Genomic DNA, 13671 nt, shown 5'->3' on the forward strand with positions numbered 1-13671 from the left:
ACTCTTATCGGGTGGCTTAATGTGATGGTCCGCCTCCCTTCTCAGCGACTATGCTGAGATTAGGCTAGACAGGAGGTAGACCATCCTGTTTATTCAAGTACTTGGTATCGATTTAGGCAAGTCAAACTTTCATCTTGTAGGCCATGACCGTGCAGGTAAAACGGTTGTGCGTAAGAAGCTTTCCCGTAAACAACTCATTGTTTTTCTTCAGCAACTACCATCTACCACTATCGCCTTTGAAGCTTGTGGTGGTGCTCATTGGCTCGGGCGTCTTTGTCAGCAGTTTGAGCATCACGTCAAACTCATCCCACCGCAGTATGTAAAGCCGTACGTCAAAGGCAACAAGAATGATTTTATTGATGCCGATGCGATAGCTGAAGCTGCCGGACGGCCATCGATGCGCTTTGTGGAAGTGAAATCCGAGGAAGCGCAGATAATTTCGGCTATCCATCGTGTACGTCAGGGCTATATCAAAGAACGTACGGCTTGTATGTCCCGGGTGGGCGCGTTACTGCTGGAGTTTGGGATAAGTTTTCCTAAAGGCCACAGCGTGATGAAGCGGTTATTTCAGTGGCTGGATGAGCATGCCCAACCTTTACCAGAGATGTTGATGACAGAGTTGAAAGGGCTCCATGACTATTACGACTATCTGTCAGCCCGGATAAGTGAGCAAGAGGTGAAGCTGCAACACCATTTGGCACAACATGAAGATGCACAATTGCTGAAATCCATTCCGGGGATTGGAGATATCACGGCCAGTTAGTGTGTAACGGAACTAGGTTCAGCAAAGCAATTCAGTAATGGCCGAAATTTAGCTGCCTGGTTAGGCTTGGTGCCTCATCAACACTCCACCGGAGGTAAGCCCCGATTACTCGGGATAAGCAAACGTGGTAACAAGCATCTACGCACGTTACTCATTCACGGTGCAAGAGCGATTTTATCGAGACCCGAGAAGACGGGCGCGGTGTTTGGCGAATGGCTGATAAAGCTCAGGGCAACCAAGCCATTCAATGTGGCGTGTGTGGCGTTGGCAAACAAACTGGCGCGCATCGTGTGGTCAGTGTTAAGAACAAAAGCGCAATTTAACGCAGCAAAGCTGCAACCTGAGTTTGCATGAATAGAGTGAAGATGACGAAAACGGTAGTACCACCGGGGTAAAACCTGACATAAAAAACAGCAGTAAAATGCTTTAGCTTTTTTGAGGATATTCCGGCGCGGAACTCATCGTGGAGCGGTAGGCGAGAGCCTCCAGCAGAGACTCCGAATACATTAGCGCAGACCCACCTCGTTATTGAATTTTATGCTTGCAACAACGAGGCGGACCATACATTTTTTATGGGCTTTATTGGGGATTACATGGCGGCGCTGATTGCCCTCAGGCTGAAAATCAGGCAAAAAAAAAGACCCGGAGAGGGTCTGAAAAGGCAAACTATTGAACTAATCGCTTTCGCCTAAACCATGTACAGATTCAATTTAAACCTAAAAGACTGAATAAAAGCTGAACAGTGAGTCCAGAAAAGTTAAGCAAAACGCATGAGAATAATAAAAACACCAGTTTTTTTACATTTATGCCTACGGTTTTAACTAAGAATTGTTAATGATAATTTTAATAGCAGCACATTAAACACACTAAAATAATATATTTTTATCAAAATTTTCAGACAATTATGAAACTCAACAGCACTTAAATGATAGAAATAAGATATCGCGACCTAAATATGCAAACAAAATGTTAAAAATGATAGTTATCTTAATATTTTTGTGCGGTTTTTTAAGCGGATAATTATAAAAATGTTTGATATTTAATCATTAATTAAACTGTTTGTATGATGCGTATCGATACATTTGAATAACATTTGCTAAGATGAAGGCACTTTGAGCGCAATAACGGAGCCTAACGTTGAAGCACCTGCTGATTTTTGTCGCTACCTTGCTGGTAATTACGCTCGTGCATGCGGAAACAAACCCGCCAAAACGTAAGATTATTGCCCATTACTCGGCGCAGGGTACTAGTCAGCAATTGCAGCAGGAAAAAGTCTATCGTTCCTCCCATGATGGCATCACGGTGTTCAGTGATCGCATCCCCAGCAACGACAATTATGAAGTATTGCTGTTTGACTGTTATGCCTGTAATCCGAGCTCAACCATTAACTGGCGCACCACCCCGCTATTTCGCAGCAGCTACAAAACCGAAATCGCTAAAGCGGCTAAAGCCTACCAATTAGACCCAGCACTGATCCGCGCCGTAATCCATGCCGAGTCGGCATTTAATAGCGCCGCCGAATCCCGTACGGGTGCCATAGGCTTGATGCAACTGATGCCCAAAACCGCTAAAGCGCTTGGCGTCGCTAACGCTTTCTCTGCGCCAGAAAATATTGATGCTGGCAGTCGTTATTTGGCACAGATGTTACAGCGGTTTAATGGCAATATCTCACTGGCGTGCGCCGCCTATAATGCAGGACCCACGACGGTCAGCAATTACAACGGCATTCCGCCTTACCCGGAAACTAAAGCCTATGTCGAGCGGGTGGGGATTCTTCTACAACGTTATCGTGCGCTGTAAGCTACTCGCCGACTTCCCAGACAACGCGATAACTCCCCGGTTCTGCGTCTGAAGCCAACAAAGGCTGCAAGGTAGCCAACATCTCCTTGGCAATCTCATCCAACTGCCAGGGCGGATTAATAATCCACAATCCGGCGGCAGTCATCCCAAACTCTTCACTGTCAGGCTTGATGGCTTGTTCAATGCGTAATTGCCGTCGAATGCCACTTTCTTTCAAACGCGACAACATCGCTTCAGTCTGCTGACGATGCACAACCGGATACCACAACATATAAACGCCGGTAGCAAATTTGCGATAAGCCTTAATCAGAGTTTCTGCCACCAGTTCATAATCACTTTTAATTTCGTAACTGGGATCAATCAATACCAGCCCTCGGCGCTCCTTGGGAGGCACGGCGGCCAGTAGCCCATGCAGACCATCACCTTCGATACATTTTACCTGAGGATCTTTACCGAAATACTCTGTGAGCAACTGTTGATCCGAAGGATGCAATTCATGGATCAACATTCTGTCCTGGGGGCGCAAATTCATATCCACCAGCGCTGGCGAACCAGGATAGAAACCGAGTTCATCATGGCTTTCATTGAAATGACGGACATTCTCGAGATATAGCTGCAGACTTTCCGGTAAATCGTCGCGCTGCCACAAACGACCAATACCATCGCGAAATTCTCCGGTTTTTTCGGAAAACTCGTCACTCAGACTATAGCCACCCGCCCCCGCATGAGTGTCGATATAGACCAGTCCTTTATCTTTTTTCTGTAATAAGGTCAGCGCCTGCAACAACACTGCATGTTTCAGTACATCGGCGTAGTTGCCGGCATGGTATCCGTGACGATAGCTGAGCATAAGGGCTTCCAACAGTCTTCTGAGGGCGGCATTATAAGATTCATTGCACTAAAAAGCACCCGAGCGGCTGTATCTGTTACATGCCGGCTTTGGCATAATGTGGCTAACGCGGTTTAAAGCCAGAGTACGCTTTTGAAATCTCCCGAACCCACAATTTACTTTGACCAACAGCAGCCTCAGCTCGTCGAATTAATGGCGCGCTATCCGCTGCAATATGCGACCGATTCACCGTTTGAAATGGCACTGGTTGACGGTATGCTTAATCTCTTTAAACGGGATGAACCCAAGCTCGGCGGTATTCACGTAGATTTTACTGGTGGCGCGGTGGCACACCGGCGCAAATTTGGTGGCGGACGCGGTCAGGAAATCGCCAAAGCTGCCGGTCTCAAACAAGGCGCTTGTCCGACAGTGCTCGACGCGACTGCCGGGCTCGGACGTGACGCATTTGTATTAGCCAGCTTAGGTTGTAAAGTGTGGATGATTGAACGACACCCGGTAGTGGCCGCATTATTGGCAGATGGCTTACGCCGTGCTTATGCAGATGCCGAAATTGGCGAGTGGATGCAGCAGCGGATGCAGTTGCTTCCTTGGGGCACCACCCTGATGAGTGAAGCCTTGCCGCAATTAGCAATTGAAGTGGTGTATCTCGACCCCATGTATCCACATCGCGACAAATCAGCGCTGGTGAAAAAGGAGATGCGGGTATTTCAGCAATTAGTCGGTGCCGATGACGATGCCGCACAGCTACTCGAGCCCGCATTAGCCTTGGCAAGCAAACGCGTAGTCGTTAAACGGCCTGATTATGCAGAAGATCTTGCAGGGAAAGTGCCCACACTGGTGATGGCCTGTAAGAAAAATCGTTTTGACGTATATGTAAAAGCCGCCATGATTTAACCATCTGCGGGTATGGAGGTGATAATGCTGAAAATGCTACGAGATTATCTGCGCCTGCTGCTGTTCTTCACAGGAACTTTAGCCGGACTACAGGTGCCAGGTTTTGTTGATCAATATGGCAAAAGTCTGCAGGCACACTTGGCCGAAGCAAAACAGCAGCTAGCAGGCTTTCAACAGGATGCCGATCGCTATTTCGGCGGCAACCTCGAACAGCTCATCGCTCATTACGCTGCCAGTCCAGACCCGATATTCAGTGCTGGCGGTAATAATGTGAGTACGATGGCACAACGTCAATACGTGTTACAGGATGCCTGGCAACGTTTCAATAAAGCGATTTACACGCCATATACTGAAATCTTGTTACACCCATTACCCGATATCCGCCAAGAAGTTTGGCAACACTATAGCCACAATGTGTTACTGAAACCCGATGCGATGGCTTTTGGACTGGTGTCCGGGTTACTGCTGGCGATGCTGACTGAAGCGTTGCTCAGTCTCATTTGGCTATTGTGTCGGTTGCCATTCAGAAGACGGCTGTCTGCATAAATTCAATCACTTAACAAGGACTCTCGATATGATTACTCAAGGTCAGCGTTTACCAGAAGGCAAGCTCAGCGAACTTACCGCTGAAGGTGTCGTCGAACATCAGATCCGAGAGCTGTTTGCCAAGAAAAAAGTGGTCATGTTTGCCGTCCCCGGCGCCTTCACCCCCACCTGTTCTAATGCCCACCTACCCGGCTTTGTGGCACTGGCAGATGAGATAAAAGCCAAAGGCGTCGATTTAATCATCTGCCTTGCGGTCAATGATGCATTTGTGATGAAAGCCTGGGGTGAAGCGCAAAATGCCACAGAAATTATGATGGCTGCTGATGGCGATGCCGCATTTACAACGGCATTGGGTCTGAATTTTGATACTGGTCATTTCGGTGGCATACGCTCGCGTCGCTACGCCATGATCGTAGACGATGGCGTGGTGACACTCCTGAATGTCGATGAGCCCAAAGTGTTTAAAGTCAGCGATGCGCGCACCATTCTGGCGGCACTGTAATTAGTCTCGCGGTAATCTGATGGTGGCGCGCAAGCCACCTTCACGGCGATTATCCAGTATTATCTGCCCCTGATGGCGTTCAATGATCCGCTTGATAATGGCCAAGCCGAGTCCGGAGCCGACACTGCCACGTGCGCTGTCACCTTGGGTAAAAGGTTGAAACAACGTTTTAACCTGTTCCGGCAAAATGCCCGGGCCGTTGTCTTCCACGCAGAAGCGGACCCAATCCCGATCCCAGCCGGATGAGATGCGGATCCAGCCATTACCGTAACGGCGCGCATTTTCCACCAGATTGGCCAATACCCGTTTTATGGCAATCACGTTAATATTGATGACCGGGCAATCGGGACTTAATACCATCTCAATCCCTTCAGTACGTTTACCTTCAAGTTGCACTAGGTCTTCAATCAGCTGATTAATCTGTGCCGGTTCATGCGCCTGCTGATCCTGACGGATGTATGCAATGAATTGGTTGATGATGGCATCCATATCCTCAATATCTTTGATGATCCCTTCCTGCAGGTAGGCATCTTCCGGTGCCATCATCTCCGAGGCCAAACGGATGCGAGTTAACGGCGTACGCAGATCGTGTGAAATCCCGGCCATCAACAGCGCCCGGTCCTGTTCCAACTGCCGCATACTCTGCGCCATCTGGTTAAAGGTGCTGGTGACTTCGATAATTTCCGATGATCCGGTCAGCGGTAACGGTTCGGGGAAGTCGCCGCGGGATACGGCTACGGCAGCCTTCTGCAAACGTCGCAATGGGCGGTTTTGCTGGCGGGCAAACCACCAACCACCGGCGACACTCAAGGCACCAATTACCAGCAGATACAGATTTAGGGGCGAGAGCGCGTTTTCATTCCAGCTATTAAGTGGCACCTTGATCCACACTGAGGGCGCCTGCGGTGGTCGGATCCAGATCTGCAAGCCTCTATCATGCTGCGAGATCCTTACTTCAGCATCGCCGCCCAGATATTGGGACATCTGGCTCGACAGAAAGCCGTAATAGGTCGTGTGTTCAATTCCGGCTGCACGCGCCTGCTGCTGGTTATAAACCTGCATCTCGTCGCTATGCACTTTGGCATTCAAGGCATCAACCATGGTCAAATGCTCACGACCGATATCGACACCATCGGCAAACAACAGATTGATCTGCCGCGCAATCAACTGGTTGATTTGCTGGTAACTGGGCTTGATGAAATAGACCGTAACCGTCAGATAGGACACCAACTGATTGATCAACAGCAGGCAGCCTATCAGCATCACCGTCTGGCTGAAGGCGCTACGCGGCAGCAGCCGCTGCCACCAGCGAAGTTTCATTTCCGTTGCGCACCATCCGGCACGAAGACATATCCCAGTCCCCAGACCGTCTGGATATAGCGTGGATTGGCTGGGTCTTTTTCAATCAAACGGCGCAGACGCGACACCTGAACGTCAATGGACCGCTCCAGCGCAGAATAATCACGACCACGTGCCAGATTCATCAGTTTATCGCGGGATAAAGGTTCTCGCGGATGAGTCACTAATACTTTCAAAACGGCGAATTCGCCGCTGGTCAACGCGATAGACTCATCATTGTGGTACATCTCGCGAGTCGCAAGATTCAGGCTGAATTCGCCAAATTCGACTAACTCTTCCTGTTGTGATGGCGCACCGGGGATGTCCTGCGTCTGACGGCGCATGACCGCTTTGATACGCGCTAATAATTCACGCGGATTGAAGGGCTTGGGCAGGTAATCATCGGCACCGAGTTCAAGGCCGATAATTCGGTCAACTTCATCACCTTTGGCGGTCAGCATCACGATTGGCAACACACTGCCTTGCTGGCGCAAACGGCGGCAAATCGACAGGCCGTCTTCGCCGGGCAACATCAAATCCAGCACTAGCAGGTGAAAATTTTCCCGCTCCAGCAACCGATCCATCTGTTCAGCATTGGCAGCACTGCGCACCTGGAACCCTTGCTCTACCAGATAACGCTCCAATAAGGCTCTTAGCCTCATATCATCGTCAACCACCAGAATCTTGGAAGTTTCTTGTCCCATGCGAGTGTTCCTTAAAGCAAACGGAAAGCCGCTACGCGGCGTATGGCCTGATTTTGCACCATAGTAACCGAAAAGTGGAAAGTCCGGCCAAAATTTAGCGAGTTAACCCGCAAAAAGCCACCCGATACTTTGTAACAGGAATTTAAGATAGCCGCGTCAAGTTCATTAATTTTATGCAGATTTTAATGCTTAAAAAATTACGAATGGGCAATATCAGCCTCGGTAAGGCTGACCCCTTTGATTTGTGCAAACAATTCGGTCCCCGGCTTGAGAGCCAACTCATCCAGCGACCAGCGGGTAATGTTAGCCCACAACGGCATATTGGATAGCGACAAACGCAGCTGCACGTAATCGCTGTTGGCCGTAGTATTAATCTGTGCAACGGTGACCGGCAGGATATTACGAATACTGCTTCCCACCGGCATAGTCGTGCACACGGACACCTGATTGCTATGTACCCGCACCCGGATCCGTTCGCCGGGTTCCCGATGCGTCTGGCTCACCCAGAGGCTAGCACCATTGTCCAGCTGTAATCGGGTCATGGCGTAATCTGCATGTGTTTCTGCTACCGTCGCCAGCAGCAGTGAACTTTGCTCCTGCTGACTCAGCCAAGGCCGCAATTCATCACTGTCCCAGACAGTTTCTAATGGGCCACTGATCACCGTTTTACCTTTGTCGATCACCAGCATGTAATCCGCCAGTTGCAGAATTTCATCCAGGCTGTGACTGACATAGACGATTGGCAATTTCAGCTCTCGCGTCAATCGTTGCAGGTAGGGTAACAACTCGCGTTTGCGCGGTAGATCCAGCGATGCCAACGGTTCGTCCATCAGCAGAATCTCCGGATTAGTCAGCAGCGCACGGCCGATTGCCACACGCTGCTTTTCTCCCCCGGACAGGCTTGTTGGATAGCGCTCCAGCAAATGCTCCAATCCTAACAGTTGCACCACGGCGTCAAACTGCGCCACCGATTTATTGCCTTTACGACCATAATTGAGATTGCCACGCACCCGATAATGCGGAAACAACCGGGCATCTTGGAAGACAAATCCCGCATTGCGTTGTTCGGGTCGTAAATTGATATGTTTGCCGGAATGGTAAAGCCAGCGCTCCCCGAGTCTGACTTCACCGCTGTCCGGCGCAGCTAACCCACCTAAGATATTCACTAATGAGGTTTTACCCGCACCACTGCGACCAAACACCGCACTGACGCCCTGTAATGGCAAGGCCACGTCCACATCCAGCAGTGTTTCGCCCAACTGCCGCTTTACCTTGATAGTTAGCATTGTCCGTGTGCCCTCTGTTGGGCTTTTTTACCCAGCCATTGTGACGCTACCAACGATAACAGTGAGATAATGATGGCGATAACACACAGGCGTCCGGCTTGCGCTTCAGCACCCGGGGTTTCAATAAACGAATACATCGCCAATGGCAGCGTACGCGTTTCTCCCGGGATATTAGACACAAAGGTGATGGTCGAACCGAATTCGCCAAGACTGCGGGCGAAAGCCAATACCATACCGGAAACGATCCCCGGTGCCGTCAATGGCAGGCTAATGGTAAAAAACACCCTTAACCGTCCGGCGCCCAAGGTGCGAGCGGCTTGTTCCAGTCGAGTATCTACAGCCTCAAACGCTTGTCGTATTGCGCGTACCATCAAGGGAAACGAAACCACGGCTGCCGCCAATGCCGCACCGCGCCAGCTAAAGGCGAAACTGATGCCAAAGGTTTCATACAGCCAGTGACCAAGCCAGCCCGAGCGTCCCATGGAGATCAACAACAGATACCCGACGACCACCGGCGGCAGCACCAAAGGCAGATGGATCACGCCGTCCAATAGCGATTTACCGGGAAAATCGAAGCGCGCCAGCACCCAAGCAATCAAAATCCCCGCTGGCAGACTGCAACAAACCGCTGTCAGCGAGACTTTCAGGCTTAATAATAAAGCGGCGACTTCATACTCTGTCAGTAACGCCAAGGCTCAATATCCTTTACTTGATAACAAAACCGTACTTAACAAAAACTGCTTTGGCCGCATCAGTTTGCAGGTAGTCATAAAATGCTTTTGCGGTAGCGCTGGGTTTACTGCTTACCAACGCTAACGGATAACTGATCGGTTTGTGACTGCTTTCGGGGAATACGCCTAGAGTCTTCACATCTTTAGAAATCAGCGCGTCAGTGGCATAGACAATGCCTAGCTGTGCTTCTCCACGTTCCACCAGTGCCAGCGCCGCTCTCACGTTGTTAGCGCGCGCCAATAGCGGTTCTGCCTGCGGCCACAATCCCAGATTTTCCAGCGACTGTTTGGCATAACGTCCGGCTGGCACATGGTCAGGATCGCCTACGGCTAAACGGCTGTCCGCCACGGCGGCGTTCAGGTCCCAAGATGCAGAAATGGTTACGTCCTTTGCAGCACTGGTTTTGGGAGCGATCAGCACCAGGGCATTGTGCAACAAGGTTACCCGACTGCTGCTGTCAACGGCCTTGTTATCAACCAGATAGTCCATCCATTTCTGATTAGCAGATAAAAACAATTCTGCCGGAGCGCCTTCCGCGATTTGCCGGGCTAATGTTGAGGAAGAGGCAAACGAGAAGACGGTTTCGCTCCCGTGTGCTTTATCAAAATTCTGACCAATATCTGTCAACGCGTTGGTCAATGACGCGGCCGCAAACACGGTCAACTTCTCTTTGGCACTGACGCCAAAGCTCAATACCAGCCCCAGCGCCGAGGCGAGTAATACACGCACCAGTGATTTCATTTTTTATCCTTAATCGAGCAATCAGTGTAGAAAAACGGGTCTAAACCTATTCGATATATACATCACTATATATCGATAAACAACAGATTCGACAAGTTTCGTGATCTGAGGTGGTTTTTCGTGCGGGTTTGAACGAAAATACGGTCAACACCAAGCCGGTAAAAAGAAGATGAATCTCAAAGCCCTACTGACACTGAATGATCAACAGCAGCTGTTTGCGAATCCGCGCCGGATTAAGTTATTACAGCAAATCCGCGATACCGGCTCTATCAGCCAGGGAGCGCGTGAAGCCGGTATCAGTTATAAAGCCGCCTGGGATGCGGTGAACGATATGAACTTGCAAGCAGATATGCCTCTGGTTAGCAGTGAAAAAGGCGGCAAAGGCGGTGGTGGCGCGCAGTTGACCCCTTTCGGCCATCGATTGCTTAAAGTGTATGACTTAATGGATCAGATGCAGGATATGGCGCTGGAAGCCTTGCTTGATGAAGCCGTCCCCATGGATAACTTGCTGGAGCTCATGGCACATTTTTCGCTCAAAACCAGCGCTCGTAATCAATTGTCAGGAGAAATCGTGGGTCTGCAAGGTGACACCTTAAGTGACAATGTGTTGGTACAGCTCAGCAGCGGGCAGCAGGTACACGCCGCGATAACCCATGCCAGCACCGATCGACTGGGATTGCATCCAGGGAAAAAGGTACTACTACTGGTAAAAGCACCAACGGTATTAATCCATAAGCAAGCCGTGAAAAATGGTAACTGTTTGCAGGGACAATTGCTGAATATCAAACGCAATCAGGATAAGAGTGAAATCACTCTCGACATTGGCAATGGCGAAAAGGTGTATGCTTCAGTCGCAAATGAATTACTACAAGACATCGAACTGCAACTGGGTGATTATTTCTACGCCGGCTTCAGTCCAGAAAACACCATTATCGCCACGATGAATTAACACATGACGTATCGCAGGATTAGCACGAACCTCAATGAGTAATGCACATCTGATCACCCGCAAGGGATGGGAAGCGCTGGATCGGGAACTGAAATATCTCTGGAAACAGTATCGCCCTGAAATTACGCTAAAAGTTCAGGAAGCTGCCGCACAAGGTGATCGCTCAGAGAACGCCGATTACACCTACAATAAGCGTCTTTTGCGACAAATTGATCGCCGGGTACGTTACCTGGCTAAACGTCTGGACGAACTGACCATCGTTGATTACTCCCCCAAACAGGAAGGCAAAATCTTTTTTGGTGCCTGGGTCGAGTTGGAGAATGACGCGGGCACAGTCGTGCAGTACCGGATTGTTGGCAAAGACGAGATCGACACCAAGAAGGGCTACATCACTATCGATTCCCCGATGGCCAGAGCGCTTATTGGTAAACAGGTAGATGATGAAGTCAGAGTTCAGACGCCATCGGGCCTAAAAGAATGGTATGTTAATGCAATTCAATACCAGCCCTTTAAACCAGAAGAGGAGTGATGCCGTATTAACAACGCAATCAACGATAGCCATTATCGCCAAGGGTTAAGTTAATTACCCTAGGCCAGCGGCTATCGCAGTAGAACAATTGCGCCTGACATCAAATCAACACCTGCGAGCATTGCCGTAATATCAGTACCCGCTGTTTTCGGTCAAAATACTAAGGGAAATCAATAATTTTAATTGGCTTTATCAAAGACTTGAAACCAGGATTTCACTAATGCCAATCACTGAATATCGTTTTAATCTGAGCGGTAAGGTTAAAACCATATTAAGCATCACGCTGTTACTGGGGATCTGCCACAACAGCCTGGCTGCACCTGTCGATGACGGTAGCTTTATCGCCGATCGCAAATGTCCGTTATATCAATCGAAAAACAAGCACACCAACCCTAACAACCTGTTCAGTACGCCTGGACAAGAGTTTATTGTTAAAGAAGTGCTTGGAACGCCGAACCCACACTGGTTTAGGGTAACAACCGAGTCGCCTCAAGCGCCTTTACGCTGGATTGCCGCTGAATGCGGTCATCTCAAGACCCCGGCGATTGTTGCAGCCCCAGTCGCTAACAAATGTAATCTGCAGCAGCACTTCGACAGTCAGGTATTAGCCCTATCCTGGCAAAGTGCTTTTTGTGAGTTACATGGCAGCAATAAGCCGGAATGCAAAGCGATATCTCGCAAGAGTTATGCCGCGGGACATTTCACGCTGCACGGCTTATGGCCCAATAACAGCAATTGTGGCAACAGCTATGGTTATTGTGGTGCGGTCAAACAGCAACCGAAAAATTTCTGCGATTATCCAGCACTGCCTCTCGATGACAAAACATCTTCGACGTTAAAACAGCTGATGCCCAGCTATGCTTACGGCAGCTGTCTGGAACGACATGAGTATTGGAAACACGGTAGTTGCCGCGATGAACAGCCCAATCACTATTTCCAACTCGCCACCGAGCTCGCCCAACAGGTCAATGATGCGACACCACTTATCAGTTTCATCAGTTATCACCTCGGCGGCACAGTGAAAAAGCAGGATTTTATCAACGCCTGGAAACAAGCTTTTGGCGAAGGAAGTGAACATAAGCTGACACTGAAATGTGATAACCAGATGTTGACTGAAATCCGCATCTCACTGCCAGCAACCATTGCGGATGACGTCCCACTGGCACAATTATTGACTGAAGCTGCAGCAGTTCGCCCAGGCAATTGTGGCCGGAAATTCCGTATCGATCGTCCTTAGAGCACTGGCGACAAACGGATAATGGCAAAAGTTGCGCCGCTTGGGTCGTTGAGCACAGCGAATCGCCCCACCTCCGGGATGTCATTGGGAGGCACCAATATCGTGCCTCCCATCTCCGATGCGACTTCCACAGTGGCATCACAATCGTCAACCGCAAAATACAGCATCCAATAAGGCGCCATCGCCCCCCATTCCCGCGGCATTTGCATCATACCGCCTAGGCTCACATCGGCCAACTGCCACTCGGTATAGTCAAAATCAGGATTGCTACTGATACGCGGCAGCCAGCCAAAAATCTGCGGATAAAAATCACGGGCAGTCTTTGGATTTTTGCACACCAACTCGACCCAACACAAACTGTTGGTTTCATCAAAGCGTCCTGCGCCAGGATGATTGTTGGCCTGCCATACCGCAAATTTGGCGCCGTCTGGATCGGTAAACATCGCCATGCGCCCCGCGTCCCCCACTTGATGTGGTCCCAGTAATAACTGACCACCAGCCGCATGTACCGCCGTTATCGTTGCATCCACACTATCTACGGCGAAATAGGCGATCCATTGGCTCGGCATGTTTTGCTGCGCTTGTTGTTGATAAATAGCACCGACATCCTCACCATGCAGACTGGCAATAGCATATGCCCCTTGCGGTAATGGCATATCCTGATACTGCCAATTAAAGAGACGCTGGTAAAACACCTTAGCTTGCTCGTACTGGGTACTGGCCAGTTCACTCCAGCAGGGGTATCCCTGTTCATAATGTGCAATCTTCATAACGCAATCCTGCTTGGCTGAGTCGCATTT

General features: G+C 49.7%; 14 protein-coding genes and 1 pseudogene. 8 read left to right on the forward strand and 7 right to left on the reverse strand.

Annotation, left to right across the window (positions count from 1 at the left end):
- The first annotated feature begins 82 nt into the window (after positions 1–82).
- Both PY479_RS10170 and PY479_RS10175 read left to right on the forward strand, forming a co-directional pair.
- A pseudogene (locus PY479_RS10170) lies at positions 83–1117 on the forward strand (IS110 family transposase).
- A gap of 783 nt (positions 1118–1900) precedes the next feature.
- On the forward strand, positions 1901–2563 hold the full coding sequence (locus PY479_RS10175) for a lytic transglycosylase domain-containing protein (RefSeq protein WP_212595014.1): 663 nt from the start codon (positions 1901–1903) through the stop codon (positions 2561–2563).
- A gap of 1 nt (position 2564) precedes the next feature.
- On the opposite strand, the gene rlmJ is transcribed toward PY479_RS10175, so the two are convergent.
- Positions 2565–3413 carry a 23S rRNA (adenine(2030)-N(6))-methyltransferase RlmJ gene (gene rlmJ / locus PY479_RS10180; protein ID WP_275483673.1) on the reverse strand — a complete coding sequence of 283 codons (849 nt, stop codon included), beginning with the start codon at positions 3411–3413 and terminating at the stop codon, positions 2565–2567.
- Between the two features lie 192 nt (positions 3414–3605).
- On the opposite strand from rlmJ, the gene PY479_RS10185 reads away from it, so the two are divergent.
- From PY479_RS10185 to PY479_RS10195, 3 genes are read left to right on the forward strand one after another with little or no spacing between them, the layout of a single operon-like run.
- The gene (locus PY479_RS10185; RefSeq protein WP_212596466.1) at positions 3606–4307 is read left to right on the forward strand and encodes a class I SAM-dependent methyltransferase; all 702 of its coding nucleotides are present in this window, start codon (positions 3606–3608) and stop codon (positions 4305–4307) included.
- A gap of 24 nt (positions 4308–4331) precedes the next feature.
- A complete protein-coding gene (locus PY479_RS10190) occupies positions 4332–4853 on the forward strand; it encodes a DUF2937 family protein (protein ID WP_212595012.1) in 522 nt (173 codons plus the stop codon).
- Between the two features lie 28 nt (positions 4854–4881).
- On the forward strand, positions 4882–5355 hold the full coding sequence (locus PY479_RS10195; protein WP_275483674.1) for a peroxiredoxin: 474 nt from the start codon (positions 4882–4884) through the stop codon (positions 5353–5355).
- On the opposite strand, the gene envZ is transcribed toward PY479_RS10195, so the two are convergent.
- From envZ to modA, 5 genes are all read right to left on the reverse strand, one after another.
- Positions 5356–6675: a two-component system sensor histidine kinase EnvZ gene (gene envZ / locus PY479_RS10200; RefSeq protein WP_212595010.1), complete on the reverse strand. Its 1320-nt coding sequence runs from the start codon at positions 6673–6675 to the stop codon at positions 5356–5358. It abuts the gene before it with no gap.
- Positions 6672–7397: a two-component system response regulator OmpR gene (gene ompR / locus PY479_RS10205; RefSeq protein WP_212595009.1), complete on the reverse strand. Its 726-nt coding sequence runs from the start codon at positions 7395–7397 to the stop codon at positions 6672–6674. The genes envZ and ompR overlap by 4 nt, the downstream gene beginning before the upstream one ends.
- A gap of 197 nt (positions 7398–7594) precedes the next feature.
- A complete protein-coding gene (gene modC, locus PY479_RS10210) occupies positions 7595–8683 on the reverse strand; it encodes a molybdenum ABC transporter ATP-binding protein ModC (protein ID WP_212595008.1) in 1089 nt (362 codons plus the stop codon).
- Positions 8677–9375 carry a molybdate ABC transporter permease subunit gene (gene modB, locus PY479_RS10215; RefSeq protein WP_212595007.1) on the reverse strand — a complete coding sequence of 233 codons (699 nt, stop codon included), beginning with the start codon at positions 9373–9375 and terminating at the stop codon, positions 8677–8679. The genes modC and modB overlap by 7 nt, the downstream gene beginning before the upstream one ends.
- A gap of 13 nt (positions 9376–9388) precedes the next feature.
- The gene (gene modA, locus PY479_RS10220) at positions 9389–10156 is read right to left on the reverse strand and encodes a molybdate ABC transporter substrate-binding protein (protein ID WP_275483675.1); all 768 of its coding nucleotides are present in this window, start codon (positions 10154–10156) and stop codon (positions 9389–9391) included.
- Positions 10157–10325: 169 nt separating this feature from the next.
- On the opposite strand from modA, the gene PY479_RS10225 reads away from it, so the two are divergent.
- The 3 genes from PY479_RS10225 (at position 10326) to PY479_RS10235 (ending at position 12871) form a co-directional block, all read left to right on the forward strand.
- Positions 10326–11105: a TOBE domain-containing protein gene (locus tag PY479_RS10225; RefSeq protein ID WP_212595005.1), complete on the forward strand. Its 780-nt coding sequence runs from the start codon at positions 10326–10328 to the stop codon at positions 11103–11105.
- 34 nt (positions 11106–11139) lie between these two features.
- Positions 11140–11634 (forward strand): transcription elongation factor GreB, encoded by a 495-nt coding sequence (gene greB, locus PY479_RS10230; RefSeq protein WP_275483676.1) that lies wholly within the window; start codon positions 11140–11142, stop codon positions 11632–11634.
- Between the two features lie 220 nt (positions 11635–11854).
- Positions 11855–12871, forward strand: coding sequence for a ribonuclease T (locus PY479_RS10235; protein WP_275483677.1), 1017 nt, complete (start codon positions 11855–11857; stop codon positions 12869–12871).
- Here PY479_RS10235 and PY479_RS10240 read toward each other — a convergent pair.
- Positions 12868–13641, reverse strand: coding sequence for a VOC family protein (locus PY479_RS10240; protein ID WP_275483678.1), 774 nt, complete (start codon positions 13639–13641; stop codon positions 12868–12870). The two genes, PY479_RS10235 and PY479_RS10240, sit on opposite strands and share 4 nt — an antisense overlap.
- Positions 13642–13671 lie beyond the last annotated feature (30 nt).

The organism is Shewanella sp. A32, assembly GCF_029167175.1.
Classification (GTDB): domain Bacteria; phylum Pseudomonadota; class Gammaproteobacteria; order Enterobacterales; family Shewanellaceae; genus Shewanella; species Shewanella yunxiaonensis.

Excerpts from the sequence above, each read along its gene's own strand:
- rlmJ (WP_275483673.1), bottom strand. The coding sequence starts at position 3,413 with ATGCTCAGCTATCGTCACGGATACCATGCCGGCAACTACGCCGATGTA.
- PY479_RS10185 (WP_212596466.1), top strand. The coding sequence starts at position 3,606 with ATGGCGCGCTATCCGCTGCAATATGCGACCGATTCACCGTTTGAAATG.
- PY479_RS10190 (WP_212595012.1), top strand. The coding sequence starts at position 4,332 with ATGCTGAAAATGCTACGAGATTATCTGCGCCTGCTGCTGTTCTTCACA.
- PY479_RS10195 (WP_275483674.1), top strand. The coding sequence starts at position 4,882 with ATGATTACTCAAGGTCAGCGTTTACCAGAAGGCAAGCTCAGCGAACTT.
- envZ (WP_212595010.1), bottom strand. The coding sequence starts at position 6,675 with ATGAAACTTCGCTGGTGGCAGCGGCTGCTGCCGCGTAGCGCCTTCAGC.
- ompR (WP_212595009.1), bottom strand. The coding sequence starts at position 7,397 with ATGGGACAAGAAACTTCCAAGATTCTGGTGGTTGACGATGATATGAGG.
- modC (WP_212595008.1), bottom strand. The coding sequence starts at position 8,683 with ATGCTAACTATCAAGGTAAAGCGGCAGTTGGGCGAAACACTGCTGGAT.
- modA (WP_275483675.1), bottom strand. The coding sequence starts at position 10,156 with ATGAAATCACTGGTGCGTGTATTACTCGCCTCGGCGCTGGGGCTGGTA.
- PY479_RS10225 (WP_212595005.1), top strand. The coding sequence starts at position 10,326 with ATGAATCTCAAAGCCCTACTGACACTGAATGATCAACAGCAGCTGTTT.
- greB (WP_275483676.1), top strand. The coding sequence starts at position 11,140 with ATGAGTAATGCACATCTGATCACCCGCAAGGGATGGGAAGCGCTGGAT.
- PY479_RS10235 (WP_275483677.1), top strand. The coding sequence starts at position 11,855 with ATGCCAATCACTGAATATCGTTTTAATCTGAGCGGTAAGGTTAAAACC.
- PY479_RS10240 (WP_275483678.1), bottom strand. The coding sequence starts at position 13,641 with ATGAAGATTGCACATTATGAACAGGGATACCCCTGCTGGAGTGAACTG.